Below are 26,255 nucleotides of genomic sequence, written 5' to 3' on the forward strand. Positions count from 1 at the left end.
GGATGCCCGGTGCACGGCCTGACTTCGCGTAGCATTGAAGAATGTCGAGTCCACAACAGAGATTGCCCCGTGACCAGCGCCGCGACCAATTAGTGGGAGTCGCACGCTCCGTTTTCGCCACCCGTGGATATCGGACGACCTCGATGGACATGATCGCCGAGGCAGCCGGTGTGTCCAAGCCCGTGCTGTATCAGCACTTCGATTCCAAGCAGGATCTCTACCTGGCGCTCATCGATTCCTCGGCGGCGCTCCTCGACTCTCGGCTGGCCGAGGCTCTGGGATCGACGACCGATCCGCATGAGCAGGTCCATGCGACCTATCGCGCGTATTTCGACTTCGTGGTCTCACACCGTGAAGAGTTCGTCATCATCTTCAATTCGGACGTCTACGAGCCGAAGGCCGAACAGAAGCTGCGCGCGCTGCGGGAGAGTTCGGCGACACGGGTCGTCTCCGCTCTGAAGAACTTCGCCCGCCTCAGCGACGATGAGGCGCAGCTGCTGTGCCGGGCTCTGATCGGCACCGCCGAGGTCGTCGTCAAGCAGATCGACTCACAGCGCGGTGTCGACGTCGACACGGCCGTCGAGCTGCTCACCCAGATGAGCTGGGGCGGTCTGCGGTCGTTCGCAGATCGCTGACGATCCACCGACCGATCAGCCTTCAGCGGAATCCACGGGGAAGAAACCCGAGTCTGCGGACGTTAAGCTGAACACAGACCAATCCGTCATCGATCACCGAGCATCGGCACAAGGAGCACCATGGAAATCAAGATCGGCGTCAAGCAGACTCAGCGCGAGATCACCCTCGAAACGGACGAAGATGCGAAGGCTCTCGCCGCCCGCGTCGAAGAGAAGATCCAGTCCGACGGGCTGCTGACCTTCACCGATACGAAGGGCCGTCAGGTCTACGTTCCCTCCGCCTCGCTCGGCTACCTCGAAATCGGTGCCGAGACTTCACGTCGTGTGGGTTTCAGCGCCTGAACTGTGCCTGAGAGGAAGGGCCCCGGTCGCAATGACCGGGGCCCTTTCCGCGTTCGCGGCGGAATCGTGCGTCGCTCGTGAGATCAGGCGACGAGACCGAGCGCCGACATCCGCTTCGAGTGATTCGACGTCACCGCCGGGATCAGTTCGACGACGAGATCTTCGTCGAGGCCGAGGAACGGATCGGTGAGCAGACTGCGAGCCCGTCCCAGAGTCTCGGCGACGAGCTTGCGGCCCCACAGGGCCAGCCGCGAGGCCAGCTGTGTGTCGACGGCCACTTCAGATGTCAGACGATTGCGCGCATATTCGCTGGCACGTGTATCATCGAGAATTGCAATAGCCAGGCTGTATCCGGGCTCCGCGAGTTCGTCCACCGCCGTGCGGTAGAAATCATTCATGATTCCGTCGAAGACGAATCCCTTCATGAGGCTTTCGTACCAGTCGCGAGGACGAGTCCTTTCGGCCAGAGTGCTGAAGGTCGGTTCGAAATGCTGACAGAGCTCGATCACATCCTGGCCCATCTGATCGATGTGCTGTGAGAGCTGTTCGAAGTTCGCGAATGACTGAGAGGCCAGCCGCGCCAGGATGACCTTGTCATCCAGATCCGCTGCGGTCGTCGCGTTTGTGGCCATACGTTCGAAACCGGTCAGCTCGCCGAACGCCAGAAGTGCGAGCGTTGCAGCATCATTACCGGCCAATGGGACAGAATCGGGCATAGTTCAAGACTACCGGTTCGCACCATGACAAGCGCGTACGCGCTAAAAGGAGTTTGGAATATGGCGGAGACAGAAGCGGATTTCGCGGAGCTGGGAGTCGCCGGACCGATCGTGGCCTCGCTGGCCTCGGCAGGAATCACCCACACCTTCCCCATTCAGGCGCTGACGCTGCCCGTGGCACTGTCGGGAGCCGACATCATCGGGCAGGCGAAGACGGGCACCGGAAAGACCCTGGGATTCGGAATCCCCCTTCTCCAGCGTGTCGTCGGCAAGACCGAGGACTCGTCGGTCACCTCCGACCCGGACTCGACTCCCGACAGCGTGGGAGACGCCAAGGAGCCGCGACTGCCGCAGGCCCTCGTGGTCGTCCCCACCCGTGAGCTGGCCAAGCAGGTCGCAGCCGATCTCGTCACCGCCTCGGTGCAGCGTGACATCGACATCATGACCATCTACGGCGGCATGGACTTCGATCCGCAGATCAACCGGCTCAAATCCGGCGTCGACGTCGTCGTCGGCACCCCCGGCCGCCTCCTCGATCTCTACGGTCGCAAGATCCTCAAGCTCCACCGCGTCCGCACCGTCGTCCTCGACGAAGCCGATGAGATGCTCGACCTGGGCTTCCTGCCCGATGTGGAGAAGATCATCAACGCGGTGCCCGCCCACCGCCAGACGATGCTGTTCTCCGCCACCATGCCGGGTGCGGTCATCACCCTCGCCCGGCGCTATATGAATCAGCCCACCCATATCCGCGCCCAGGATCATGAGGATCTGTCGCTGACGGGCAAGAACACGACGCAGTTCGTCTACCGCGCCCATTCGATGGACAAATCCGAGCTCGTCGCCCGCATGCTCCAGGCCGAGGGCCGCGGTCGCACGATCATCTTCACCCGCACCAAGCGCACCGCCGACAAGCTCGCCGCCGAACTCGAGGACCGCGGTTTCGCGGTCAAGGCTCTCCACGGCGACCTCGGTCAGTCACAGCGGGAGAAGGCTCTGAAGTCCTTCCGCGATGGAAAGGTCGATGTGCTCGTGGCCACGGATGTCGCGGCCCGCGGAATCGACATCGACGATGTCACCCATGTCGTGAATTATCAGTGCCCCGATGATGAGAAGACCTACGTCCATCGCATCGGACGCACCGGTCGAGCCGGCAACTCCGGTGTCGCCATGACCCTGGTCGACTGGGATGACATGCCCCGCTGGCGTCTCATCAACAAGGCCCTCGGCCTCGATTTCGACGAACCAGCCGAGACCTATTCGACCTCGCCCCACTTCTTCTCCGACCTGGGCATCCCGAAGGGCACCAAGGGCCGACTGCCGCGCCAGCACCCCGAAGGCGAGGACGAAAAGTCCGCCGGTGAGCGCAAGGGCCGTGGATCCGATCGTCGCGGTTCCGGCCGCGGCCGTTCCGACTCTCGCCGAGGCGGCACATCCGACCGTCGTGATTCCTCCTCCGACTCCGGCAGCGACGACCGCAAACCGCGCCGCCAGCGCAGCCGTCGCCGCACCCGGGGCGGCAAGCCGGTCAACCGCGCACAGGGCGGCCAGACGGGTCAGGGCGGCCACCCGGCCACCGACTCCAGCGAGGACTGACCCCTCCGCGGGCGCGACCGATTCCCCGCACAGTCTCAGCGAAGGCCCCGACCACCCGGTCGGGGCCTTCGTTCATCCTGTGTTCAATTCGACCCCCGATCCCGTTCAATTCTGTGACCGATGATGTTCGGACGCCATGTCATCGAGTACGAACGAGAGTGAGTCATTGTTCGGTTCACGCCGGTTGGACGACGAGTCCCCCGCAGCTCCCACCCGGGTCGACCTCTCCCCCGCCGAGCCGACGGCCGGACCAGCCCCAGCCGAGAAGCCGACGGCGGCACCTGCCCCGACTGCGAAGCCGAAAGCTCCGAAAGCGCACCGCCACGACGTTGATGTCATGCGAGTGCTCGCCGGGCTCACCGTCATGATCGGCCATTCGGGCGGCGTCCTCATCGGCCGATCCGACGAGGGTAGCGACGCCTGGTGGCTCGGCCATCTCGCCGAGGCGGTCAATCCCTGGGCCGTGCCGATGTTCTTCATGATCGCCGGTTGGGCCGTGCTCGTCGGTGCACCTCCGCGCACCGAAGCGAAGATGTGGGACCGCATCGTCCGGCATGTCGTTCCGCTGGCCGCTTGGTCGGTCATCTTCGTACTCGGCTTCAACCTCTTCGACACCGATGAGGTCGACGTCCGACACGACCTCGTCCGCAGCCTCCTCGAGGCCGGTCGCCCGGCTTTCCACCTGTGGTATCTCTACGCGTACATTCCGCTCATCCTCGTCTTCGGCACGCTCATCCTGTTCTGGAAGGGACAGCGACCGTGGAAGCTCGCGGCCCTCGCCATCGTCCTTGCAGGGTCGACCGTGTGGGCGCCGTTCGCCCTCGAGATCATCGGCTCCGACCAGGATGCGTGGAAGTGGGGCTTCGCGACATATCAGGTCGTCTACTTCACCGTCGGCGCCTTCGTCATCCACCACGCGCATGAGCTGCGTCCGCCGATCTGGATGCTGTGTCTGCTCTTCGCAGTCTCGGCGCTCGGCGTGCTGTGGTGGGAGTCGCGACGGTCCTATCCGATCGAGAATGCGAATCCGCTCATCGTCGGACTCGCTGTCAGCGTCATCCTCCTCGTCTCGCGCATCCGCCTCGGCGAGCGGGCCAAGAAGGTCTTCACGACGATGGCGACGGCATCATTCGGTGCATTCCTCGTCCACGTGTTCTTCCTCGAACTCTTCTTCGAACGTCTCTTCGACGTCGATGCGACACCGATCCTGCTCGTCGTCCAGTATTTCGGTTTTCTCGCGCTCATGGCGGCGCTGTCGTACGCGCTGAGCTTCGCCTGGGGAAAGCTCCATCTGCGCCGAATCCTCGGCTGATCCCAGCCCCCGGTTGAAGGCCGGCGCAACTCGGAGCCGGGCTCAGCCCTGGATGTAGTCGACGCCACCCGGCCGTGATGCCGCACGTTCGAGCAGCTTCGCGAGCATATGGTCGGAGGTGACGTGCTCGCCGAGGCGGTTGGGTTTGCCCGTGCCGTGATAGTCGCTGGAGCCGGTGACGATGAGGTCGTGCTCATGCGCCAGACGTCGCATCGCCTCTCGCTCCTGCGGAGGGTTGTCCCTATGGTCGACCTCGAGTCCGTCGAGACCGGCGGCGATGAATTCGGTCATCGCCGAATCGGGCACGACCCGACCGCGCATGGCCGCGCGCGGATGGGCGAAGACCGAGACTCCCCCGGCCTCCCGAATCAGCCCGATCGCGGTGATCGGATCGATCGTCGGCAGGGACACATGATACTTTCCCTGGCTGGACAGAATCGACGAGAACGCTTCGGTGCGGGACTCGACGACGCCGGCCGCGACCAGCGCATCGGCGATATGCGGACGTCCGATCGTGGCGTCCTCTCCCGAGACGGAGAGCACCGCATCCATGTCGATCGGATAGTCTTCGGCCAATCGTTCGATGATGAGGTGGGTGCGATCGAGTCTCGCCCGCCTGGTCTCCTGCACGACCTCGGCCAGCCCCGTGTCGTACGGGTCGTGGAGGTAGGAGAGCAGGTGCACGCTGATCCCCTCGTAGCGGCAGGAGATCTCCATTCCCCTCACCAGGCCGAGCCCGTAGACGCGGGCGGCATCTTCGGCAAGGGTCCAACCTGCAGTGGTGTCGTGATCGGTGAGTCCGACGACGTCGATGCCCTCCATCGAGGCTTCTGAAATGAGTTCGGACGGGGTCTGGGTCCCGTCCGAAAATGCGGTGTGCACGTGGAGATCGATGACCATGGTCACAGTCTATCTGCATCTGTCGTTCCGACTTCCACGTGTACACACCATGTCGCTCCGCCCGTCTAGACTGGCGGCATGACAGAGCAGAACTCAGATACCCCAGACTCGACACAGGACCTCGCAGACCGCGTCAACAACCGCTCGCATCGCCCGAATTCCGCCGCCTTCCGCGACTTCGTCGCCTCCGGTTGGGATCGCACTCCCCTCAACGCCGAGGCTCTCGCCGCCGCCGGTTTCACCCCGGCCCGTCGGGACGCGGTCTCGGCGGCGTTCCCCGGCGAACGGCTCGTCGTTCCCGCCGGCGGACTCAAGGTCCGCTCGAACGACACCGACTACCGCTTCCGTGCTCATTCCGCGTTCATCCACCTCACGGGCCTGGAAGCCGATTCCGAACCCGACGCCGTGCTCGTCTTCGAACCCGAGGGCGACGGCCACGATGTGACTCTGTACTTCCGTCCCCGCGCCGGTGCCGATACGGAGGAGTTCTTCTCCGATTCCCGCTACGGAGAGTACTGGGTCGGACCGCGCGCCGATCTCGAAGCGATGTCCACCATGACCGGCATCGCAACGGAGAGCTCCGCCACGGTCGATGACGCCATCACTAAGGATCTCGGGGCCATCTCCGTGCGCCTCGTCCGACAGGCCGACACCCGCATCGACGGAGTCATCGACCTGGCTCGCACCCAGGTCCAGGCCGATCTCGAGACGTCCGAGGCCGGCGACGCCGAACTGGCCCAGCTGCTCTCCGAGCTGCGCCTGATCAAGGACGACCACGAGATCGCGCAGCTGCGCGAAGCCGTCGCCATCACCCGCGCCGGTTTCGACAACGTGGTGGCAGCGCTGCCGAAGGCACTCGGGCACCGTCGTGGTGAGCGTGTCGTCGAGACCGCGTTCGAGACCGCCGCGCGCTCCGACGGCAACGGTGTCGGCTACGACACGATCGCCGCCTCGGGCAATAATGCCTGCACCCTGCACTGGATTCGCAACGACGGTCAGGTCCGGGACGGTGACCTCATCCTCGTCGATGCCGGAGCCGAAGCCGATTCGCTCTACACCGCGGACATCACCCGGACCCTGCCCGTTTCGGGCACCTTCACTCCGGTGCAGGCAAAGATCTACGATGCCGTGCTCGATGCCTCCGATGCCGCGTTCGCTGTGGCCGCAGAGCACCCCAACCGTCCTGTGAAGTTCCGTGAGGTCCACGAGGCAGCCATGGAGGTCATCGCGAAGCGTCTCGAAGAGTTCGGTGTGCTGCCCGTCTCCGCAGCCGTTTCGCTGTCACCGGAAGGACAGCAGCACCGGCGGTGGATGGTCCACGGCACCAGTCATCACCTCGGCCTCGACGTCCATGATTGTGCGCAGGCGAGAGCGGAGATGTACTTGGACGCAACCATCGAACCGGGAATGGTCTTCACCATCGAACCCGGACTGTATTTCAAGTCAGACGACCTGCTCCTGCCCGAGGAGTTCCGCGGCAACGGTGTCCGCATCGAGGACGACGTCCTCGTCACCGCCGACGGACTGGAGAATCTCTCGGCCGACTTCCCCCGCACCCGCGCCGAGATCGAGGCCTGGGTGCAGAGCCGGCCCCAGGACCGCTGATGACCTCGGAGACCGCGCGCGGTTCGGGCCCCGGGGCACGGCTCGGCCCGTTCCGCGGGCGCGGAGTCCTCGAGATCCCCGGTATCCGCCTCGGCCATGCAGGTGAGTTCACCGACAGCCGACTGACCGGGATCACCACCGTGCTGCCCCCGATTGGTTCGACCATCGGCGTCGATGTCCGCGGGGGCGGTCCCGCCACCCGTGAGACCGATGTCATCGCGCCGGGAACACATTCCTATGGTGCCGATGCCATCGTCCTCACTGGCGGATCCGCGTTCGGGCTGGGGGCCGTCTCCGGAGTCGTCGATATCCTCGCCGAGGCGGGTCTCGGATTCCCTGCGCCCGGACTTGCCGGAGCGGTCATTCCGCTCGTTCCCGCCGCCGCGATCTTCGACCTCGGCCGCGGAAACGGTTCCGTGGCACCGCCGAGACCGGACGAAGGCGCCGAGGCAACACGAGCGGCGCTGTCCGGACGGACGGACGAGGTCCGAGGCAGCATCGGGGCAGGCATCGGAGCCCGGTCCGGGTTCCAGAGTGTGCGCGGAGGGCTCGGATCCTATGCCGTCCGGCTGCCCAGCGGAACCACGGTCGCGGCGCTCGTCGTGGCGAATTCGCTGGGAACGATCGGCACGCCGTCGGGCGGTCTGTGGTTGGACCCGCTGCTGCGCTCGATCGGCCTCGATCTGCCGAAGGTGCTGAGTCTCCCCGCCTCGGCACCGCCGGTCCCAGGCACTGCTGCTAAGAACACGACGATTGCGATCGTCGCAACCGACGCACGCCTCGACTCGGCGCAGACCACACGGGTGGCATCGAGTGCGCACGCCGGCATCTCCCGAGCCGTGCAGCCCTCGCACACCCTCTTCGACGGCGACACGGTCTTCGGCATCGCAACCGGGGCGCAGGATCTGCCCTCCGATCGTGACGCGGCCACCCGAGAGCTCGTGATGATCTCCGCGGCGGCGGCCGATGCGCTGAGCTTGGCGATCCTCGACGCCCATGCTTCGGCGACACCCGTCGACGGTGCTTGGGGGCAGCCGCCGACGCTGAGCGAGATCGCACCTGACTTCACCTCGGAGTTCAACGCTCTCTGAATATGGAGGCGGGGCCCGCCGTTCGGCGGGCCCCGCCTCTCTCAGTTCTCCACAGCTTTCAAGCGCCGTCATCCGACAGCCGCGCGGAGCTGCAGCTCGTTCTTCAGCGGTCAGTCATTGCGAGCCGACTGAGCCTCTTCGGAGTCGAGACCCAACGGATCCCGGACTTCCTTCTTCTGCTGAGCATCGAAGCCGTCCTGACGCAGCAGCTTCTGCGATTCGGTCTTCGCGGCCACCTCATCCTCGACCACGGTGAACCGGACCGACTCGGTGAAGTCACGACCGTAGCGGTCGGTTCCGGTCACCTCGGCGGTGTGGGTGCCCAGGTCGAGGTTCGAGGGGATCTCGGTCCGCCACAGGTGCGAGCTCGACTGGCCCACATTGCCGGAGGTGCGCAGGTTCTGAGATGCCGTGTACGGATCGGTGTACTCCCAGCCCTTGGCCAGAGCTTCGCCTTTGCCCGGCTGAGTGTGTTCGGACTGCTTCGGTGCTTTGCCGTCGAAGCTGACCTCCACTCGTGCGTCCGAGGTGCCGGCGAGGAAGCTCGAGGTCAGCCAGGTCTCGCCCTGTTTGAGGTCCTCGCGGGTGACGACGCGTTCGGAGATCTCCTTCGGAGCAGTGCCATCCTTGTCCGCGTCCTGCCAGTCCTGGGCTTTCTGCGCCCAGTCACGCCACTCGGGCGAGTTCACGCCGAGCAGCAGCTGGTGGTCGTCGGATTCGTTGCGCACGGTGTAGCGTTCGCTGCGCGAAGCGCCGTCGTATTCGAGGGTGAGCACGCCCGGTTCCGAAGCGTCCTGAGTGAACGAGTACGGCAGCCCGTCGGCGTTGAGGCCGCCGGAGTACCAGTCGCCGGAGACGGCACCGGCGACGATCTGGGTATTCGGCAGCTTCTCGACCCCGGCTGCAGCCCATTCCTTCCTCGTCTCGCCAGCGACGAGGTTCTCCTGAGTGTGCGTGTGTCCGCCGACGGTCACGGCGTTCGGGTAGTCGGAGATGACGTCGTAGAAGTCCTTCGCATTGTCGACGACGACCTCTTTGTGCGTGAGGATCGGCGCGTGGGTGGCGACGACGACCTGCGCGTTCTTCGGCACGTTCTTCAGATCGTTCTCCAGCCAGGTCAGCTGATCCTGACTGATCTTCTCCTTGTACTTCTTCCTATTCGCCTTGCCCTCGTATTCGATGCTGTCGAGGACGACGAAGTGGGTTTTGCCCACGTCGTAGGAGAAGTACGAAGGACCGAACTGGTCACGGAAGGTGTCGAGGGCGTGAGCGTCGTCGACCGCGTCGTAGTCCTGGTCATGGTTGCCCGGCGCCACGCGGACGGGCCCGTTCATCTGGGAGTAGATATCGCGCAGTTCATCGTTGAGGCTGAGGTCGTCGCCGACGTTGTCCCCGAGCAGCAGCACTCCGCAGGCGCCGTAGTCGTTGCGATCGGCGAGGTCTCCGACGGCTCCGTCGCGGGCGTAGCCCATCTCTGTCTTGTCGTAGGCCTGGGTGTCGGAGGCGATCGGGCAGTTCTGCTCGCCCTTCGCCGAGGCCTGCGATTCGATCATCGGGAAGTTGACGGCCTTCGGCGTGTCCCCGGTCGGTTCGATGCCTCCGTATTCGAGGTCACCGGAGCCTTCGGGCAGGTGGTTGTAGCTGAACTGTGCGACCTTGTCCTCATCGACGGGAACCTGCCAGCCGGAGGGCTGAGTGATCGAGACGGTCATGTTGTCTCGCACGGGCAGCTCGTAGCGTCCGTCTCCGTCTGTCTGGACGACGTCGACTCCGTTGCTCACCGCAACACCGGAGATGCCCTTCTCATCACCATCGAGCTTCGAGTTCTCGTTGACGTCGTCGAAGACCTGACCGGTGAACTTCTTCGGATCGTCGGCCTTGCCGCGGTCGACCTGGACGTGGCCTTCGTAGAGTTCAGCCGGTGCGTCCGCGGCCGTCGCCGAGGTCGGCGAGAGAAGCGGGGCGAAGAGCGAGAGCGCAGCACAGGCTCCCAAGCCTGCGACAGCGGTGCGCGGGCGGATTCGTCGTGTCTGCATGGATTTCTCCTATATTCGACTATGGCGGGTTCTGCCGAGAAATGACCCTAGGGAGACGAGGCGACAGCGAAATGACGCAGACAGGACGGCTTGATGAATAGGAGAAGAGGACGAGTGGAACCCGACGCCCACTTCGTTCACCGCCCGCGAATGTGATCTCGATTCAATTCGTGGAGGCGATCACTGAAGACTCCATGCACCACGTAGTCTGAGAACATGAGTGGTCCACCGAAAAGAGTCTTCGTCGCCCGACTCGTCTCCGCCCCCGTGTTCGACCCTCTCGGCGATCAGGTCGGCCGTGTCCGCGACGCCGTCGTCGTCTATCGTGCGACGATGCGGCAGTTCCCGCGAGTCATCGGCCTCGTCGTCGAAGTGCCGGGCCGTCGCCGTGTATTCGTGCCGATGGGCCGGGTCACCGCGATCGACTCCGGCCAGGTCATCACGACCGGCCTGGTGAATATGCGCCGCTTCGAACAGCGTGAATCTGAGACCCTGGTGATGAATGACCTACTCGACCGACGGCTGCGTCTGCGCGAGGACAACTCACCGGTGCTCGTCGAGGACGTCGGCATCGAACAGCAGGTGAACAAGGATTGGGAGGTCACCAGACTGTTCGTGCGTCGCGTGCCCGAACGCAGCGCCTTCGCCGCGTTCCGCCGCCGCGGCGAGACCAAGCAGATCGACTGGACGGATGCCGACCATCCTGTGGATTCCGAGGTCGATCAGGAAGCCACGCAGCTCATCGCCGCTTATCAGGACACGAAGCCTGCCGACCTCGCCGACGTGCTCTTCGAGATGAACGCCGCTCGCCGCCTCCAGGTGGCCCGAGCCCTCGATGACGAACGCCTTGCCGATGTCGTCGAGGAGCTGCCGGCCGAGACCCAGATCGAGATCCTCACCGGACTCGAAACCGAACGAGCCGTGACGGTGCTCGAAGAGATGGCTCCAGACGATGCGGCCGACCTCCTCGGCGAGCTCAGTGATGAACAGGCCGAACGATTCCTGACTCTGATGGAACCGGATGAGGCCGAAGATGTGCGTACGCTTCTGGCCTACGACGATGACACCGCCGGCGGTCTGATGACGACCGAACCGGTCATCCTCACTCCGGAAGCCACTGTCGCCGAGGCGCTGGCCCATGTCCGACGGGAAGACCTGCCGGCGGCGCTGGCAGCCGCGGTCTTCGTCTGCCGGCAGCCGGTGGAGACCCCGACTGGCAAATATCTGGGTCTCGTCCACATCCAGGAGATGCTGCGTCATCCGCCGCACGAGGCCGTGGGCATCATGCTCGACACCGAGGTCGAGCCGCTGTCGCCGGAGACTCCGCTCGGCGAGGTGGCGAAGCTGCTGGCCGCGTACAATCTGGTGTCGGTGCCGATCACCGACGACAACGATCGCCTCGTCGGTGTGGTCACTGTCGATGACGTCCTCGACGAGCTGTTGCCCGAGGACTGGCGAACCACCGGTCGAGACGATCGCAGCAGGGGGTAGATATGGCCGTCGATGATTTCGAGATACCGCGGTCGAGCAAGCGCCGACTGCCGAGCTTCACCGTCTCCCCCGAGACCTTCGGACGCGGAGCCGAAGCCTTCGCCCGGTTCATGGGCACTCCCGCGTTCCTCGTCGGGATGACGGTCTTCTGTGCGGTGTGGCTCCTGTGGAACACCCTGCTGCCGGAATCGTGGCAGTTCGACCCGCGGTCGCTCAACTTCACCCTGTTGACCCTCATCCTGTCCCTTCAGGCCTCCTATGCCGCGCCGCTGATCCTGCTCGCGGAGAACCGCAGCACCGACCGGGACCGCGTCGAGTTCGAACACGATCGGCAGCGCGCCGAGCGCAACCTGGCCGACACCGAGTACCTCGCACGAGAAGTGGCGGCGCTGCGCATCGCCATGCGTGAGGTCGCCACTCGTGACTTCATCCGCTCCGAGCTCAAGGATCTGCTCAAAGAGCTCGAGGAGGAAAGACAGGACGAAAATGGGACCGACAAGGTCGATCCCCGGGCCTCCGAAAAGCGCCGAGGCGGCCCTCGAGACGGATGACGAGACGCCCGTCGAAGCGGTAGTGTTGAGGGCCCGGGAGCACTGTTCCGGGAAGGAAAGGACGTGGGCATGACTGGTCCCTCTGAGGACGCCGTGAGAGAGGCGCTGACCGGGGTCATCGACCCTGAGATCCGCCGCAACATCATCGAACTCGATATGGTCGAATCGATCGTGATCGAAGGCGGCAAGGTCACCGTCACAGTTCTCCTCACGATCGCCGGGTGCCCGCTGAAGGACACGATCACCAAAGACACCAAGGCTGCGGTGGCCGGTGTCGACGGGGTCGCCGAGGTGGCTGTCGTGCTGGGCACGATGACCCCCGAACAGCGCAAGGAGATGAAGGAGAAGCTGCAGGGCTCCGGCACCCGCGATATCCCCTTCAACCGCCCGGAGTCGCTGACGAAGGTCTATGCCGTCGCGTCCGGAAAAGGCGGAGTCGGAAAATCGTCGGTGACCGCGAACCTTGCCGTGTCCCTGGCGGACAAGGGCCTGCGCGTCGGCATCGTCGATGCCGATATCTACGGCTTCTCCATCCCCGGCATGCTCGGTCTCTCCGGCAAGCCGACCCGAGTCGATGAGATGATCCTGCCCCAGGTCGCCCACGACGTGAAGGTGATGAGCATCGGCATGTTCGTCCCGCCGAGCCAGGCCGTCGTCTGGCGCGGTCCCATGCTCCATCGCGCTCTGCAGCAGTTCCTCACCGATGTGTTCTGGGGCGACCTCGACGTGCTCCTGCTCGATCTGCCTCCCGGCACGGGCGATATCGCGATCTCCGTGGCGCAGCTGCTGCCCGGATCCGAACTCCTCGTCGTCACCACACCGCAGTCGGCGGCCGCCCAGGTAGCCGAACGCGCGGGATCCATCGCCACACAGACGAAGCAGACCTTGGCGGGAGTCATCGAGAACATGTCCTGGATGGAGATGCCCGACGGCACCCGGATGGAGGTGTTCGGCTCCGGCGGAGGCGCCAGCGTGGCCGAGAACCTCGCCGCCACCCTCGATAGTGAGGTTCCGCTGCTCGCCCAGATCCCCTTGGACACTCGTCTGCGGGAAGGTTCGGACGCGGGTACCCCGGTCGTGCTCGCAAATCCCGATTCGCCTGCGGCGAGGGCTTTCGACACCCTTGCGGAGTCGCTGCGGCGACGCAGTCGCGGCCTGTCCGGCAGATCCTTGGGACTGAGCCCGGTCTGAGTCGGTGTCTCCTCTCTCCCCTCGCGATACCCTCGTCTACTCTGTCTTCGCCGGCCTCAGCGCTCTGACCGCTCTCGTCCTCTTGGCCGGGGCTGTCGTCACTGCGCTTCGCGATGACCCCGCGCCCGGACGGTCGGTGGAGCCGGCGCAGCGAGCGATCACCGCCGAGAACCGGGACGCTCTCGCCGCAGCGCTGCGCAGCTACGCCGTCGTCTCGGACGAACGCACACCTCGTCTCGACGTCCACACCTTCGCTCTGCCCACGGCCGCCTCACTGAACGCGGCGATCGAAGAGCACGTGCTCTCCCTGATCGACGATTTCGGAGGCTTCGCCGATCGCGCTGCCTTCGACCCCGTGCAGACGGCACCAGTCCACAGATGGCCGGCGACGGCTTTCACGCCAGCACAGACCAGCATCGATGACGCTCCCGCGCCTCGAGTCGACCCGCATGCCATCGACATCAGCACCCGGGTGCTGGCAAGCGGCGGGAACTTCGTCGTCACCGCAGTCGATGTTCAGTCGCCGCATCCGCAGACGAGGCTGCTGCTGACCGACCTCGCCGATGACAGCACAGTCAATGCCCGCCGGCTCTTCGCCGCACCCGTCGACCCGGCAGCCGTCGGAGCCGATGACACCGGCACGCTGACGATCAATGATGCTGCGGTCTCTGACACCGACCTGTCCCCCATCGGAGACCGTGTCCAGAAGGAGCTGCACAGCAATCTCGAACTGCCGCAGCCGTTCGATCTGCACTCTCCCGACTTCTCCTGCGCGCTGCTGCCCTGTGTGGCGCTGACCTATGATGACGGTCCCGGAGAGGCGAAGACCGAACAGACGATCCTCGACGCAGCCGATGAGGCGAACATCCGACTGACATACTTCTTCCTCGGGAAGAACACAGACGCCTTTCCCGAAACGGCCGAGCGCATCGTCTCCGCCGGCCATGAAGTCGACGATCACACGTTCTCGCACGTGCAGATGGACAAGACCTCATCCGCGACGCTCCGCAGAGAGCTCGACCGGACCGACAGGTCGCTGCGCTCGGTCGGAGTGAAGGACGCGCCCCTCGTCCGTCCGCCCTATGGTGCCCTCGACAAACGCGCAGCACACGCTCTGGGCGGTCCTGCGATCATCTGGGACGTCGATACCGGAGATTGGCAGCACAGAGATGCGAAGAAAACGGTCGAACGCGTGCAGTCACTGACCCGCCCCGGATCGATCGTGCTCATGCATTCCATCCATCCGTCGACCGCGAAGGCGGCTCCGGAGGTGTTCTCGGCCGTGGCGGACAAAGGCCTCTACGCAGTGACGGTACGCGAGCTCTTCTCCGGTATCGAGTGGAAGAACGGCGGGTCGTATTTCTGCCGCGGCTACCGCGATGAGCTGTGCTCGAATCCCGAACATCCCGCGGTGATGAAGAACTGAGCCACTGACGCCCGCACGGATGAGGGAATGCAACAGGGCCTAACAGATGCCGTCGGCCTCAACCTCAGGTGACTTCGAGGGTGACTCAGGTGGCTTCGGGGTGGCTCAGGTGGCTTCGGAGTCGAACGGCGCCGCGGCGGAACGGTCGCGCAGGCCGACTTGAGCTTGGAATCGTTCGATGGGTGACTTCACCCGGGTGGGGGCCGCCTCGGTGTCGGTCTGAGTGGACAGGGTAGCGCCGGAGGACTCAGTGGATGACGATTCCTGAGTGGCCCGTTCCTGACGTTTGGACTCGCGGATGGCCGCATCCTCTTCGACGAGTGCCTCGCGTACGATGCGGCGGGGATCGTACTGGCGCGGATCGAGCTTCTGCCAGTCCACATCCTTGAAGTCGTCGCCGAAATCGCGTCGGACGCTGTCCTTCGCGCCTTCGGCCATGCGACGCATCTGCCGCACGAAGTCCCGCAGCTTCTGAGCGTATTCGGGCAGGCGTTTGGGTCCGATGACGACCAACGCCACAACGACCAGAATCACCATTTCGGTGCCGTTGATACCGAACATGGTCTCAAGTCTACCGTGGACGGCGGTAGCATCGACTCATGGTCAGCTCAGGTTCGACATCCCGATCCTGCCGGGAGGCGCAGTGGACGAGATAGCCGTCGAACGGGTGCTGCGCGTCATCGAACTCGTACCCGCCGCACGCGTCGTCTCCTACGGGACAGTCGGCGCCGTTGCCGAGTGCTCACCCCGCTATGTCGGACGGGTGATGCGGGAATTCGGATCGAACGTCACTTGGTGGCGAGTCGTCAACGCGGCGGGGATCCTGCCGCCCGAGATCTTCGCCCGCGCCCGCATCCACTGGGAAGAGGAGGGCACACCGCATTCTCATGAGCGGGTCGAACGCGCGGCATTCCTCGATGTCGATGAACTCGATGGGCTGTGGCGCAGCCACGGAATCGACCCCGAATGCGGTTAGACTTGGGAGAACTCAGCACCAGAAGGGAGGGGCCGGTTGGCACGCGAAAATGCAGGTGATCTCACCTTCTCGGAACAGTACAACGGTCCCGATCCGCTGCTCGACGCCGCTCGCACCCACTCTCATGAGTTCGGGATCGCACCGGTGTCCCAAACCACGGCGAGGACGCTGACGCTGTTGGCCCGACTGCTCACCCCGGTCGCGGCAGTCGAGGTCGGCACCGGTGTGGGAACGTCGACGCTCTCGCTTCTGCGCGGGATGCCGACCGCCGGGATACTGACGTCGATCGACACGAATTCGACGACCCAGAGCGCAGCGCGTGACCTCGTCGACATGGCCGGCATCCGGCCGGGGCGATTGCGGCTGATGAGCGGTCGAGCCGAGGAGGTGCTCAAACGCCTCGCGCCTTCGGCCTATGACATGGTCTTCATCGACGTGGAACCGGGCAACCTCGAGCGGATGATCCAGCCCTCTCTCCGACTGCTCGACGCCCAGGGCCTCCTGGTTATCCACAAGACTCTGCTCAAGGGCGCCGTCGCCGATCCCGTCGATCGCAGTCCCCGGACCCAGGCAGCACGGAGCATGCTCAACCGCATCGCCGAACAGGAGCACCTCGAGCGGGTTCTGCTGCCCATCGGAGAAGGGCTGCTGCTGCTGCAGAAGACCCGGTGAATGCAACAACAGCAGAGACTTACAGGTAAGTCTCTGCTGTTCGTGCGTCTCCGTCCGGCCGTGTTCTGCGGCCGTCGGCTCAGAGCCCCAGCGTCTGGGCGAGAGTGTCGTGGAGTCCGGTGGCTTCATCTCTGCTGAGTTCGATCACCAGACGGCCTCCGCCTTCGACTGGAAGCCGCATCACCATGCTTCGGCCTTCTTCGGTCACTTCCAGAGGTCCGTCGCCGGTGCGGGGTTTCTGGGCTGCCATATGGGCTCTTCCTTCCGTTGTCATTCAAAGACGGTTCACACCAGGTGGACCGAATGATGTACCTACGATTATTCCATGATCCGCGCGTTCCCGGTAACTCTCCCGCCCAACGGACGGTCACGGCGGCAGATCAGCAGGCGATCACGGCGGCAGATCGGCCGGCGGAGTGAAGTGCCACAGGTAGGCGACCCATACGATCTGAAGCAGGATATAGGCCACCAGCATCGCAGCCCGATAGCCTCGTGAGCGCACCAGCGACAACGTCAGGGCCAGCGGGAACAACGGCAGCAGCAGACGCAGGGTGGAGGTCTGCGGATTGAAGAAGATGAGCAGATACAGGCCGTACCCGAGGCAGAACAGCTGCAGTGTCCGTCCCATATGCGCTCCCGCCGGGGAGAAGACCAACGCGAGCATTCCGGCGACGACGATGACGAGAAGCACCGGACCGAGCGGACCGATGAGGCTGATCGACCGAGCCACCCATTGGACGACGAACGTGGTCTCGCCGGTGTGCCAGGCCGCCTCGGTGTCGGTATAGGCCGTCAGCGATCCGGTTGCCCACCAGGCATGGACCGGGTGGATGAGGGCCGCTGCGCAGGAGAGCACACCCAGGGCCCAGGACCGGATCACCTCGCCGGTCGGATACGGATCGCTGCGGCGGCGGAGGAAGCGGTCGATGAGGTGGAAGAGCATGAAGAACGAGAACGCCACGCCGATCGGCCGCGACAGATCCATGAAGACGACGACCGGGATCGCCGTGAGATAGCGGCGTTCGACGACGAGGAACAGCGCCGACGCCTGCAGCAGGAGGGTCAGTGATTCGGCATAGCCGGTGGAGAAGATCGCGGCCGGTGGGAAGAACATCACGAGCGCTAGGCCCATCAGCGCCTGACCGGCATCGACGTACTTCCGGAAGAGGTGGAGGATGACGATCGAGGCCAGACCGGCCGCGATCGTGGACACGATCGGCGAGATGACTTCGTAGCTCAGCCCCGCGAGGTCGGCCAGAGTGGACACGATCGAGGGGTGCAGCGGATAAAACGCCCACTGGTTCTCCGCGACCGCTCCGGATTCGTCGACGGGCAGGATGCGGGGATAGCCCTCATCGGCGACGCGCCCGTACCAGCCGCCGTCCCAGAAATTGAGGAAGTCATTGAGCGTCGTCGTCACAGGCGACGACGACCAGTTCGCCGGGTCCTGCCGTTTGAGGACTGCGGCGAAGATCGACATGCTCACGACGCGGGAGGCGAAGTACACTGCCACGGCCTGCAGCCACACGGGCAGAGCCATGAACAGTGCGCCGAGGCGGCTGAAACGGGAGGAGTCGAAGACTTCGGGGGCGAGGGTGATTCCGGGGAGGTCTGCGGGGCGGCTCATCGTGGTCCGGCAGCCGTTTCCGGTCCGTCAGGTGAGGTTGTCGGTCTGGTGGGCGATGCCGCCTCGGCGGGGGCGGCTGCGGTTTCGAGTTCGCTCAGGCGTGCCCGCAGCATCGCCATGGCCGCGTCGACGTCTTCCATCCGGTAGCCGCGCAGGGCGGGCCGGAACCGCACCGATTCCAGGTCCTTGACGGTGAACTCCGCCGGCAGCCCGGTCCAGCTCTCTTCGGCCTCGTCGACGGTTTCGGAGGAGAAGACGTTGAAGGTCGCTGCGACGACGAATACGAGGACGAAGACCGCAGCTGCGACACCGATGACAATCCACAGAGGCATGCCCCCATTTTCGCATAGGCGCCTGCACGGAGGGCTCAGCGCAGTCCGCGCACGGTGTGTCTCGGCGCCGCTTCGCCGGTGATCGCCACGGTCACGTCGATGGCGTCGGCAGTGGCCCTGACATCGTGGGTGCGGATCATCGCCGCTCCCTTCTCGACGGCCAGCGCGGTCGCGGCGATCGTTCCGTACAGCCGGTCCGACGGGGCGACCTCACCGATGGCCTCACCCACGAAATCCTTGCGTGAGATCGCCAGCAGCACCGGATAGCCGGTGGCGGCGAATCGGTCGAGTTCACGCAGCAGACGAAGCGAGTGGTACGTGTTCTTCCCGAAGTCGGGAGTGGGATCGATGACGATCCGGTCTTCGCGCACCCCTGCTGCAAGCGCCGCCTCGGCGAGGTCGATGACGCCTGCCAAGGTGGAATCGACGACGTCACCGGCCTTTAGGCCATAGCGGTTGCGGTGGGCGTCGGTGCGCGGATCCAACCCCCCTGTGTGGGAGCAGACGATGCCGACATCATGTCGGGCGGCCACCTCGGCGAGCTTCGGGTCGATCCCGGCCCAGGTGTCGTTGAGCAGTCCCGCACCGGCCCTGCAGGCAGCCTCGGCCACTTCATGGCGCCAGGTGTCGACGCTGATGAGCACGTGCGGGTGGGACCTTGCGACTGCTTCGATGGTCGGGCACACGCGGTCGATCTCCTCGGCCACGGAGATCTCTCGTCCGCGGCCGGCGCGCACTCCCCCGATATCGACGATCTGAGCACCCGCCGAGGCGGCCGCCTCCACCGCCGTGATCGCCTCGTCGAGGGTGGCGGCGGATTCGTAGAACGAATCTGTGGTGCGGTTGATCACGGCCATGATCGCCGGGGTTCCGGGCCGAGCCCGGGCCAGATCGAACCGTTCGCCCTCCGGCACTGATGAGATGTCGCCCCTCATGGTCGACCGTTCGCAGGATTCGCCGCGGCCGAGTCCTGGCCGTGTCCCGGTCCGATCGCGGCGACGACTTCGTCGATGTCATCGGTGAGGGTGAACATGTTCAGGTCTGTTTCGCTGATCGTCCCTGCGGCCAGCAGGGTGTTCTGCATCCAGTCGACGAGCCCGCGCCAGTAGTCGGTCCCGAAAAGCACGATCGGGAATGAGGTGATCTTGCCGGTCTGGACCATGGTGAAGGCTTCGAACAGCTCGTCCAGAGTGCCCAGGCCTCCGGGCATGACGACGAATCCGCGCGAGTATTTGAGGAACATGGTCTTGCGGACGAAGAAGTAGCGGAAGTTCACGCCGAGTTCGACGTGCTTGTTGAGTCCGGTCTCGAACGGCAGCTCGATGCCCAGCCCGATGGACACTCCCCCGCCCTCACAGGCACCGAGGTTGCCGGCCTCCATGATTCCGGGTCCCCCGCCGGTGATGATCGCGTTGCCGTTCTTCGCGATGCGGCGAGCGATCTCGCGGGTGTCCGCATAGGCCTGGGTGCCGGCTTTCAGCCGGGCTGAGCCGAAGATCGACACAGCCGGTCCGATCTCGGCGAGAGAGCCGAATCCCTCGACGAATTCGGCTTGGATGCGCATGACACGCCACGGGTCCTCATGCACCCAGTCGCTGCCCGACTTCGATTCGAGGAGGCGCTGGTCCGTCGTCGTCTCCGGCACCTGGTCACCGCTCAGGCGGAGCGGGCCCTTGCTGTAGAAGCCCGGGTCACGTGTTGTGTCGTCTCCCCGGTCGCCTGCCGGATCGTCGGCAGGAAGGCGCCCGGGAGCACTCGAAAGCTCACCATCGACGTCGTCTGTCGCTCTGGTCATCTCATTCACCGGCCCTGAAGGTAGCTGCGCAGAGTTGCGGTGGCCTGTTCCACCTCGGTGACCCTCACATGCTCGTCCGACTTATGGGCGTACAGCGGGTTGCCGGGACCGAAATTCACTGCCGGAACGCCGAGTGCGCTGAATCGGGACACATCCGTCCAGCCGAGCTTCGGGGCCGGGGCCAGACCGAGGGTGTCGATGAAGTCCTGGGCGATCGCCCTGTCGAGTCCGGGGCGGGCCCCCTCGGCGGCATCGGTGACGACGACGTCGAATCCGGTGAACAGCTCGCGCAGGAAGGACTCCGCCTCGGCGGCTGACTTGCTCGGAACGAAGCGATAGTTCACGGACACCACGCACTCCTCGGGCACGACGTTGCCGGCGACTCCCCCGCGGATGTTCACGGCGGAGAGGGATTCGCGGTAGTCGAGTCCGTCGACGGTGACGGTGCCGGTCTCGAATTCGGCGAGCCGGGTGAGGATCTCGGCGGCGGCGTGGATTGCGTTGACGCCCATGAAAGCACGGGCCGAGTGGGCGCGGACTCCGGTGGTGGTGACGTCGACGCGGATGGTTCCGTTGCACCCGCCCTCGACGGAGGCGTTCGAGGGTTCGCCGAGGATCGCGAAGTCGCCGGCCAGCCAATCGGGGTGGTTGCGGGAGACGCGGCCGAGTCCGTTGAGCGAGGCATCGACCTCTTCATGGTCGTAGAAGACCCAGGTGACATCGCGGTTCGGTGTGGTCAGCGCGGCCGCCGTGGACAGCTGCATCGCCACCCCGGCCTTCATATCGCAGGCGCCCCGTCCCCAGATGACCTCATCCTCGGGGTAGTCGTCTCCGGACATGTGGGTGCGCACTGGCGGAAGGTTGTCTTCGACGGGAACGGTGTCGAGGTGGCCGGCGACGACGATGCGTTCGGCCAGCTCCAGGTCGGTGCGAGCGATGACGGTGTCTCCGTCGCGGAGGATCTCCAGGTCCGGCCCCGGACCCGCGCTGATCCTCTCCAGGACAGCGACGACGGCATCGGCCAGGACCGTTTCGTTCCCGGACACGGATTCGATGGCGCACAGTCGGCCGGTGAGTTCGGCCGGGTCGCCCAGTGCGGCGAACAGGTACTCGCCGAGGTCGCCGGCGGGCGCGAATATGGCATCAGTCTCAGCAGATGGATCGACAGTCATGTCTCTTAGCCTAGTACGGCGCCACCGTCTAGGCTTGAGGCATGACAGAACGCATCGTTTCCGCACGTGGACTCGCCACGATCCATTCCGACACCGTCCTCTCCGTCTGGTACCCCGCCTTGAGCACCGGTGATACCCATGACACCGCCGAGGCGGCCGCCACCGCTCGCGCCGCCGACGACAGTCTCGACGCCCTGGTGGGCACCGATGAGGCCCGCGGCACCCGCTCCGAGGTCGTCACCACCACGATCGATCTCGACGCCGGTCCCGCTTCGGCGGCCGACGCCTACCTGCGTCTGCACGCACTGTCCCACCGCGTCGTGACCCCCAATAACGTCAACCTCGACGGAATCTTCGGCCATATCGCCAATGTCGTGTGGACCTCCTTCGGCGCCTGCTCCCCCGAGGACTTCGAGGCCACTCGCGCCAAGCTCCTCGCCCGCGGTCCTGTTGCCGTGTACGGGCTCGACAAGTTCCCGCGGATGACGGACTTCGTCATCCCCTCCGGTGTGCGCATCGCCGACGCCGACCGCGTCCGCCTCGGCGCTCATCTGGCTCCCGGCACCACCGTCATGCACGAAGGCTTCGTGAACTTCAACGCCGGGACGCTCGGTTCTGCCATGGTCGAAGGGCGCATCTCCCAGGGCGTCGTCGTCGGGGACGGTTCCGACATCGGCGGCGGCGCCTCGATCATGGGCACGCTCTCCGGCGGCGGCACGCACCGCATTTCCATCGGCTCGGGCAGCCTGCTGGGTGCGAATGCCGGTGTCGGCATCTCCATCGGCGATGACTGCATCGTCGAAGCCGGTCTCTACATCACTGCCGGCACTCGCGTGACGGTCCCCGGCGAAGACGACACCGTGGTCAAGGCCGCCGAGCTCAGCGGGAAGAACAACATCCTCTTCCGCCGCAATTCGGTCACCGGCACCGTCGAGGCGATCGCCCGCGACTCCAAGGGCATCGAGCTCAACCCCGACCTGCACTGAGTCAGCCGCCGGCGACCGGCGAAACGGGTCTGATCGCCCCACCTGCCGTTCGCCGCGACAACGCGCCGCAGCACCGCGGCGTTGTACCGCTACGGCGTTGCTGCGTTGTAGCGCTGAACTGACGGTGAGGCTGAAGCCGAATCGCCTGCGCTGAGCAGCCGAGGGCGCGTTCACTACACGTGGGCGCGCCCTCAGCGCATTCACCTCCTCGCCGACGCCAGGCATCCCACATGCGTCGCGGCAAGTCACCCTGCTGGTGACAAAACCCCTCGCGAGTACCATAACGCCCCGTTCCTGCAGGGGGTTGTGGCACGAAGGGTGATGGATGCTCAAGCAGCTGTCTGAACAGCCACCGGCGGTGAGGGTTGCTGGCAGCTGCCGAAACAGCGTGCCTTCGACGGTTCTTCGCCAGGACGCCTGACATCCGCCACCCGGACTGGCATACCACCGTGCTCCTGCAGGGGGTTGTGGAACGAAGGGTGATGGATGCGTCAATACCTGTAGGACAAGCCTCCTGCGGCGCATAGTGACACTGCCGGTGCGGGATGGCGAAAGAGCAGCGGCGCGGGACCAGCCTGTGAATGCGCAACGGCGTCGGGCAGAGGATTCTGCTCCGACGCCGTTGCGTCAGCCGCAGCACGTTCATCGTGCTGTCAGCGCTCATCCGGCCTGTGCGGCACCCAGCAGTGCGAGGGTGCCCAGACGGACCTCGGCGGTGCGCGGTGAAGCGGAATGCCGATTGCCGGGACTCAGCGTTCGCTGATGTCCTTGTAGTTCCGGTTGTATTCGCCCGTGTAGATCTGGCGGGGACGGCCGATCTTCGTCTCGGGGTCCTTGATCATCTCGCGCCACTGGGCGATCCAGCCGGGCAGCCGACCGACCGAGAAGAGCACGGTGAACATATTCGTCGGGAAGCCGAGAGCCTTGTAGATGAGGCCCGTGTAGAAGTCGACGTTCGGGTAGAGCTTGCGCTCGACGAAGTAGTCGTCGGCCAGCGCGATCTCTTCGAGCTGCTGAGCCAGTTCGAGCAGCGGGTCGCCGCCGGACCGGGCGAGAACCTCGTCAGCCGTCTTCTTGATGATCTTCGCGCGCGGATCGTAGTTCTTGTACACGCGGTGACCGAAGCCCATGAGACGGACGCCGTCTTCCTTGTTCTTCACGCGCTCCATGAACTTCTTCGGTCCATCATCGGAGGCCGCGATCTGCTCGAGCATCTCGAGCACCGCGGAGTTCGCGCCGCCGTGCAACGGTCCGGCCAGAGCGTTGACGCCGGCCGAGATCGACTGGAACACGTTGGCCTGCGACGAGCCGACGAGGCGAACCGTCGAGGTCGAGCAGTTCTGCTCGTGATCGGCGTGGAGGATGAACAGCTGATCCATGGCCTTGACCGCCAGCGGATCCGGCTCGTATTCCTCAGCGGGAACGCCGAAGTTCACTCGCAGGAAGTTCTCCACGAGGCTCAGCGAGTTATCCGGGTGGATGACAGGCAGGCCCATGTTCTTCCGATGCGCCAGCGCGGCGATGGTCGGCATCTTCGCGAGCAGACGGAACGACGACGTGTCGATCTGGTCTTCGTCAAAGACATCGAGGTCATCTTGGTAGAACGTCGACAAAGCCGCGACGGCAGCTGCAACCATAGGCATCGGATGAGCGTCGTACGGGAACGCACGGAAGAAGCGCCGCAGGTCCTCGTGGACGATGGTGTGTCCGCGCAGGCGAGCGTCGAAGGCATCGTACTGTTCCTGAGTCGGCAGCTCACCGTAGATGAGGAGGTAGCAGACTTCGACGAAGTTCGACTGTTCCGCGAGCTGTTCAATCGGGTAACCGCGGTACTGCAGCTCTCCGTTGTCACCATCGATGTAGGTGATGGACGACGAGGTGGTTGCAGTGTTGGCAAACCCTGGATCGTATGTGACCGCGCCGGTCTCTTTGAGCAGAGAACCGATACGGTATCCGTTGTTGCCCGCTGTTGCTGACACCTCGGGCAGTGTCAGCTCCGTATCAGCGATCCTGAGGTTCGCCTCCGAAGTCATTCGATCTCCTCACCGTTGACCGACCCCAAGAACTTCCTGAGGTGTTTTGCACAGTTCTTTCAAAGACTACCGACAACTGCGGGAATCAAAAAATCGCTGCACGCTTCATATACTGGCTGGTAATACGTCTGAACAGGGCATATAACAGTTTTTCGCCCTGCATGAAGTCTGAGCAGGAACTTAGCGGACGCTCGGAAACCGTCGACGTCCTCACACCGTGCCCCACCCTCGCAATCATTTCGCGGCGGCCCGAAGACGCTCGGCCGCGGCTCGAATGCGTTCGTCGGTGGCGGTCAGCGCGATCCGCACATGGTCGGCAGCCGCGGCTCCGTAGAACTCTCCGGGACCCGCCACGATGCCGAGTTCGGCAAGGTCAGCCAGGGACTCCCAGCAGTTCTTGTCCGCCGTCGACCACAGGTAGAGACCGGCGGTCGAATGGTCGATGCGGAATCCGTAGTCTTCGAGACCAGTTCGCAGCTGCTCGCGTCGCGACCGGTAGGTCTCCTTCTGCGCCAGCACGTGCTCGGTGTCGCGGAGTCCGGCGACCATGGCCTCCTGGATCGGGAACGGCACGATCATTCCCGCGTGCTTGCGTGAGCGGGTGAGATCGGAGATGAGCTCGGCATCACCGGCGACGAACGCCGCGCGGTAACCGGCGAGGTTCGACTGCTTCGACATCGAGTACACACTCAGCACACCGGCGTTCGACTCCCCCGCGGCTGCGAGCACACTCGGCGCCGGCTCATCGGATTCCCAATTGAGCAGTCCGTAGCATTCGTCCGATGCGACGACGACTCCGGCGGCACGAGCACGGCGAACCACCTCGGCGAGGGTGTCGACCTCGAGGACCTCGCCGGTCGGGTTGCTCGGTGTGTTGATCCACAGCAGACCGACACCGTCCAACGACTCCCCGTCGACGATCTGCGCGGCGTCGAGGCGGCGGCATTCGACGCCAGCGATCGTCGCACCCATCTCGTAGGTCGGGTAGGCGGCGGACGGACAGGCGACGGCCAGGCCTCGCTCGCGCAGTCCCAACAGGGTCGGCAGCCAGGCTACGAGCTCCTTCGAGCCCACAGTCGGCAGGATCTCAGTGGCGGGGTCGAGCTGAACCGAGTGCCAGTTCTCGTACCACCAGGCGATGGCTTCACGAAGCTGTGCGGTTCCGGCAGTCGTCGGGTAGCCGTGCGCATCTCCTGCGTCTGACAGCGCACGCCGGATCACCTCGGGGGTGGGGTCGACCGGCGTGCCGATGGAGAGGTCGCACACTCCGTCGGGATGCTCGGCGGCCCGGTTGCGGTATTCCGTGAGTCGGTCCCAGGGGTAGTCCGGGAGATTGAGTCCGAAGGCGTTCGTCATCGGTCAGTCGTCGTGGTTCTGCGGCGGAAGAGCGGAGATGATCGGATGGTCCTTGCCGGTGTTGCCGAGCTTCGCGGCACCGCCGGGCGAACCGAGGTCGTCGAAGAATTCGACGTTGGCCTTGTAGTACTCTTCCCACTCATCGGGCACATCGTCCTCATAGAAGATGGCCTCGACGGGGCACACCGGTTCGCACGCACCGCAGTCGACGCATTCGTCGGGGTGGATGTACAGGCTGCGTTCGCCCTCGTAGATGCAGTCGACGGGGCATTCGTCGATGCAGGCCTTGTCCTTGAGGTCGACACAGGGCTGGGCAATGATGTACGTCACTGGGCTGACTCCTCGGAAGACTCACGGATGGTGCGCATATACATCCCACAATACGCCTTCGCCGGATTCCCGTGACCACCGGTCTCA

The 26,255-nt window shown here is 64.7% G+C and carries 26 protein-coding genes; 13 read left to right on the forward strand and 13 right to left on the reverse strand.

Going from position 1 to position 26,255, the window contains the following annotated elements; translation table 11 throughout:
- Window positions 1–41: 41 nt before the first annotated feature.
- Together SB749_RS09880 and SB749_RS09885 are read left to right on the forward strand one after the other, a co-directional pair.
- Window positions 42–635 (forward strand): TetR/AcrR family transcriptional regulator, encoded by a 594-nt coding sequence (locus SB749_RS09880; RefSeq protein WP_253903686.1) that lies wholly within the window; start codon window positions 42–44, stop codon window positions 633–635.
- Between the two features lie 120 nt (window positions 636–755).
- Window positions 756–977: a DUF3107 domain-containing protein gene (locus SB749_RS09885; protein ID WP_139466946.1), complete on the forward strand. Its 222-nt coding sequence runs from the start codon at window positions 756–758 to the stop codon at window positions 975–977.
- Between the two features lie 83 nt (window positions 978–1,060).
- On the opposite strand, the gene SB749_RS09890 is transcribed toward SB749_RS09885, so the two are convergent.
- On the reverse strand, window positions 1,061–1,693 hold the full coding sequence (locus SB749_RS09890) for a ferritin-like fold-containing protein (RefSeq protein ID WP_039210607.1): 633 nt from the start codon (window positions 1,691–1,693) through the stop codon (window positions 1,061–1,063).
- 60 nt (window positions 1,694–1,753) lie between these two features.
- On the opposite strand from SB749_RS09890, the gene SB749_RS09895 reads away from it, so the two are divergent.
- Window positions 1,754–3,286, forward strand: a complete 1,533-nt coding sequence (locus SB749_RS09895) for a DEAD/DEAH box helicase (protein WP_410710177.1) — start codon at window positions 1,754–1,756, stop codon at window positions 3,284–3,286.
- A gap of 166 nt (window positions 3,287–3,452) precedes the next feature.
- Complete coding sequence (locus SB749_RS09900; protein ID WP_410710178.1) at window positions 3,453–4,598, forward strand: acyltransferase family protein; 1,146 nt, start codon at window positions 3,453–3,455, stop codon at window positions 4,596–4,598.
- A 42-nt stretch (window positions 4,599–4,640) separates the two neighbouring features.
- On the opposite strand, the gene SB749_RS09905 is transcribed toward SB749_RS09900, so the two are convergent.
- Window positions 4,641–5,498, reverse strand: a complete 858-nt coding sequence (locus SB749_RS09905; protein WP_139466944.1) for a PHP domain-containing protein — start codon at window positions 5,496–5,498, stop codon at window positions 4,641–4,643.
- A 78-nt stretch (window positions 5,499–5,576) separates the two neighbouring features.
- Between SB749_RS09905 and SB749_RS09910 the strand changes: the two genes are divergently transcribed.
- The gene (locus SB749_RS09910) at window positions 5,577–7,103 is read left to right on the forward strand and encodes an aminopeptidase P family protein (RefSeq protein WP_410710179.1); all 1,527 of its coding nucleotides are present in this window, start codon (window positions 5,577–5,579) and stop codon (window positions 7,101–7,103) included.
- A complete protein-coding gene (locus SB749_RS09915; protein WP_410710180.1) occupies window positions 7,103–8,194 on the forward strand; it encodes a P1 family peptidase in 1,092 nt (363 codons plus the stop codon). The genes SB749_RS09910 and SB749_RS09915 overlap by 1 nt, the downstream gene beginning before the upstream one ends.
- Before the next feature lie 110 nt (window positions 8,195–8,304).
- On the opposite strand, the gene SB749_RS09920 is transcribed toward SB749_RS09915, so the two are convergent.
- Complete coding sequence (locus SB749_RS09920) at window positions 8,305–10,230, reverse strand: calcineurin-like phosphoesterase C-terminal domain-containing protein (protein ID WP_410710181.1); 1,926 nt, start codon at window positions 10,228–10,230, stop codon at window positions 8,305–8,307.
- Window positions 10,231–10,446: 216 nt separating this feature from the next.
- Here SB749_RS09920 and SB749_RS09925 point away from each other — a divergent pair, with 216 nt between their 5' ends.
- The 4 genes from SB749_RS09925 (at window position 10,447) to SB749_RS09940 (ending at window position 14,889) form a co-directional block, all read left to right on the forward strand.
- Window positions 10,447–11,721 (forward strand): magnesium transporter MgtE N-terminal domain-containing protein, encoded by a 1,275-nt coding sequence (locus SB749_RS09925; RefSeq protein WP_101544936.1) that lies wholly within the window; start codon window positions 10,447–10,449, stop codon window positions 11,719–11,721.
- A gap of 2 nt (window positions 11,722–11,723) precedes the next feature.
- Window positions 11,724–12,272 carry a DUF1003 domain-containing protein gene (locus SB749_RS09930; protein WP_410710182.1) on the forward strand — a complete coding sequence of 183 codons (549 nt, stop codon included), beginning with the start codon at window positions 11,724–11,726 and terminating at the stop codon, window positions 12,270–12,272.
- Window positions 12,273–12,341: 69 nt separating this feature from the next.
- Complete coding sequence (locus SB749_RS09935; RefSeq protein ID WP_410710183.1) at window positions 12,342–13,463, forward strand: Mrp/NBP35 family ATP-binding protein; 1,122 nt, start codon at window positions 12,342–12,344, stop codon at window positions 13,461–13,463.
- 4 nt (window positions 13,464–13,467) lie between these two features.
- On the forward strand, window positions 13,468–14,889 hold the full coding sequence (locus tag SB749_RS09940) for a polysaccharide deacetylase family protein (RefSeq protein WP_410710184.1): 1,422 nt from the start codon (window positions 13,468–13,470) through the stop codon (window positions 14,887–14,889).
- Between the two features lie 105 nt (window positions 14,890–14,994).
- On the opposite strand, the gene SB749_RS09945 is transcribed toward SB749_RS09940, so the two are convergent.
- On the reverse strand, window positions 14,995–15,450 hold the full coding sequence (locus SB749_RS09945; RefSeq protein ID WP_410710185.1) for a twin-arginine translocase TatA/TatE family subunit: 456 nt from the start codon (window positions 15,448–15,450) through the stop codon (window positions 14,995–14,997).
- Between the two features lie 82 nt (window positions 15,451–15,532).
- Between SB749_RS09945 and SB749_RS09950 the strand changes: the two genes are divergently transcribed.
- Both SB749_RS09950 and SB749_RS09955 read left to right on the forward strand, forming a co-directional pair.
- Entirely contained in the window at window positions 15,533–15,865 is a 333-nt protein-coding gene (locus SB749_RS09950) for an MGMT family protein (protein WP_410710186.1), read from the forward strand.
- Window positions 15,866–15,901: 36 nt separating this feature from the next.
- Window positions 15,902–16,537: an O-methyltransferase gene (locus SB749_RS09955; protein WP_410710187.1), complete on the forward strand. Its 636-nt coding sequence runs from the start codon at window positions 15,902–15,904 to the stop codon at window positions 16,535–16,537.
- 79 nt (window positions 16,538–16,616) lie between these two features.
- On the opposite strand, the gene SB749_RS09960 is transcribed toward SB749_RS09955, so the two are convergent.
- The 6 genes from SB749_RS09960 to dapE all read right to left on the reverse strand — a co-directional run bounded on the left by SB749_RS09960 (window position 16,617) and on the right by dapE (window position 21,463).
- A complete protein-coding gene (locus tag SB749_RS09960) occupies window positions 16,617–16,787 on the reverse strand; it encodes a DUF3117 domain-containing protein (RefSeq protein ID WP_064485784.1) in 171 nt (56 codons plus the stop codon).
- 141 nt (window positions 16,788–16,928) lie between these two features.
- The gene (locus tag SB749_RS09965) at window positions 16,929–18,164 is read right to left on the reverse strand and encodes a hypothetical protein (protein WP_410710188.1); all 1,236 of its coding nucleotides are present in this window, start codon (window positions 18,162–18,164) and stop codon (window positions 16,929–16,931) included.
- A complete protein-coding gene (locus tag SB749_RS09970) occupies window positions 18,161–18,496 on the reverse strand; it encodes a DivIVA domain-containing protein (protein WP_139466934.1) in 336 nt (111 codons plus the stop codon). Before SB749_RS09970 ends, SB749_RS09965 begins: the two co-directional genes overlap by 4 nt.
- A 35-nt stretch (window positions 18,497–18,531) precedes the next feature.
- A complete protein-coding gene (gene folP / locus SB749_RS09975) occupies window positions 18,532–19,431 on the reverse strand; it encodes a dihydropteroate synthase (protein ID WP_410710189.1) in 900 nt (299 codons plus the stop codon).
- Window positions 19,428–20,291 carry a TIGR00730 family Rossman fold protein gene (locus SB749_RS09980; RefSeq protein WP_410710190.1) on the reverse strand — a complete coding sequence of 288 codons (864 nt, stop codon included), beginning with the start codon at window positions 20,289–20,291 and terminating at the stop codon, window positions 19,428–19,430. The genes folP and SB749_RS09980 overlap by 4 nt, the downstream gene beginning before the upstream one ends.
- A gap of 5 nt (window positions 20,292–20,296) precedes the next feature.
- Window positions 20,297–21,463, reverse strand: coding sequence for a succinyl-diaminopimelate desuccinylase (gene dapE, locus SB749_RS09985; protein ID WP_410710191.1), 1,167 nt, complete (start codon window positions 21,461–21,463; stop codon window positions 20,297–20,299).
- A gap of 41 nt (window positions 21,464–21,504) precedes the next feature.
- On the opposite strand from dapE, the gene dapD reads away from it, so the two are divergent.
- Window positions 21,505–22,449 (forward strand): 2,3,4,5-tetrahydropyridine-2,6-dicarboxylate N-succinyltransferase, encoded by a 945-nt coding sequence (gene dapD, locus SB749_RS09990; protein WP_410710192.1) that lies wholly within the window; start codon window positions 21,505–21,507, stop codon window positions 22,447–22,449.
- A gap of 749 nt (window positions 22,450–23,198) precedes the next feature.
- Here dapD and SB749_RS09995 read toward each other — a convergent pair.
- The 3 genes from SB749_RS09995 to fdxA all read right to left on the reverse strand — a co-directional run bounded on the left by SB749_RS09995 (window position 23,199) and on the right by fdxA (window position 26,168).
- Entirely contained in the window at window positions 23,199–24,482 is a 1,284-nt protein-coding gene (locus SB749_RS09995) for a citrate synthase (protein ID WP_101544913.1), read from the reverse strand.
- Window positions 24,483–24,716: 234 nt separating this feature from the next.
- Complete coding sequence (gene dapC, locus SB749_RS10000; RefSeq protein ID WP_410710193.1) at window positions 24,717–25,838, reverse strand: succinyldiaminopimelate transaminase; 1,122 nt, start codon at window positions 25,836–25,838, stop codon at window positions 24,717–24,719.
- A 3-nt stretch (window positions 25,839–25,841) separates the two neighbouring features.
- On the reverse strand, window positions 25,842–26,168 hold the full coding sequence (fdxA, locus tag SB749_RS10005) for a ferredoxin (protein ID WP_025776980.1): 327 nt from the start codon (window positions 26,166–26,168) through the stop codon (window positions 25,842–25,844).
- Window positions 26,169–26,255: the final 87 nt, after the last annotated feature.

Source organism: Brevibacterium sp. SIMBA_078 (genome assembly GCF_046534565.1).
In the GTDB taxonomy this organism is placed as follows: Bacteria; Actinomycetota; Actinomycetes; order Actinomycetales; family Brevibacteriaceae; genus Brevibacterium.

What these genes read in the sequence shown, in the direction of transcription:
- SB749_RS09880 (WP_253903686.1), top strand. Translation starts at nt 42, where the DNA reads ATGTCGAGTCCACAACAGAGATTGCCCCGTGACCAGCGCCGCGACCAA.
- SB749_RS09885 (WP_139466946.1), top strand. Translation starts at nt 756, where the DNA reads ATGGAAATCAAGATCGGCGTCAAGCAGACTCAGCGCGAGATCACCCTC.
- SB749_RS09890 (WP_039210607.1), bottom strand. Translation starts at nt 1,693, where the DNA reads ATGCCCGATTCTGTCCCATTGGCCGGTAATGATGCTGCAACGCTCGCA.
- SB749_RS09895 (WP_410710177.1), top strand. Translation starts at nt 1,754, where the DNA reads ATGGCGGAGACAGAAGCGGATTTCGCGGAGCTGGGAGTCGCCGGACCG.
- SB749_RS09905 (WP_139466944.1), bottom strand. Translation starts at nt 5,498, where the DNA reads ATGGTCATCGATCTCCACGTGCACACCGCATTTTCGGACGGGACCCAG.
- SB749_RS09910 (WP_410710179.1), top strand. Translation starts at nt 5,577, where the DNA reads ATGACAGAGCAGAACTCAGATACCCCAGACTCGACACAGGACCTCGCA.
- SB749_RS09915 (WP_410710180.1), top strand. Translation starts at nt 7,103, where the DNA reads ATGACCTCGGAGACCGCGCGCGGTTCGGGCCCCGGGGCACGGCTCGGC.
- SB749_RS09920 (WP_410710181.1), bottom strand. Translation starts at nt 10,230, where the DNA reads ATGCAGACACGACGAATCCGCCCGCGCACCGCTGTCGCAGGCTTGGGA.
- SB749_RS09925 (WP_101544936.1), top strand. Translation starts at nt 10,447, where the DNA reads ATGAGTGGTCCACCGAAAAGAGTCTTCGTCGCCCGACTCGTCTCCGCC.
- SB749_RS09930 (WP_410710182.1), top strand. Translation starts at nt 11,724, where the DNA reads ATGGCCGTCGATGATTTCGAGATACCGCGGTCGAGCAAGCGCCGACTG.
- SB749_RS09935 (WP_410710183.1), top strand. Translation starts at nt 12,342, where the DNA reads ATGACTGGTCCCTCTGAGGACGCCGTGAGAGAGGCGCTGACCGGGGTC.
- SB749_RS09945 (WP_410710185.1), bottom strand. Translation starts at nt 15,450, where the DNA reads ATGTTCGGTATCAACGGCACCGAAATGGTGATTCTGGTCGTTGTGGCG.
- SB749_RS09960 (WP_064485784.1), bottom strand. Translation starts at nt 16,787, where the DNA reads ATGGCAGCCCAGAAACCCCGCACCGGCGACGGACCTCTGGAAGTGACC.
- SB749_RS09965 (WP_410710188.1), bottom strand. Translation starts at nt 18,164, where the DNA reads ATGAGCCGCCCCGCAGACCTCCCCGGAATCACCCTCGCCCCCGAAGTC.
- SB749_RS09970 (WP_139466934.1), bottom strand. Translation starts at nt 18,496, where the DNA reads ATGCCTCTGTGGATTGTCATCGGTGTCGCAGCTGCGGTCTTCGTCCTC.
- folP (WP_410710189.1), bottom strand. Translation starts at nt 19,431, where the DNA reads ATGAGGGGCGACATCTCATCAGTGCCGGAGGGCGAACGGTTCGATCTG.
- SB749_RS09980 (WP_410710190.1), bottom strand. Translation starts at nt 20,291, where the DNA reads ATGACCAGAGCGACAGACGACGTCGATGGTGAGCTTTCGAGTGCTCCC.
- dapE (WP_410710191.1), bottom strand. Translation starts at nt 21,463, where the DNA reads ATGACTGTCGATCCATCTGCTGAGACTGATGCCATATTCGCGCCCGCC.
- dapD (WP_410710192.1), top strand. Translation starts at nt 21,505, where the DNA reads ATGACAGAACGCATCGTTTCCGCACGTGGACTCGCCACGATCCATTCC.
- SB749_RS09995 (WP_101544913.1), bottom strand. Translation starts at nt 24,482, where the DNA reads ATGACTTCGGAGGCGAACCTCAGGATCGCTGATACGGAGCTGACACTG.
- dapC (WP_410710193.1), bottom strand. Translation starts at nt 25,838, where the DNA reads ATGACGAACGCCTTCGGACTCAATCTCCCGGACTACCCCTGGGACCGA.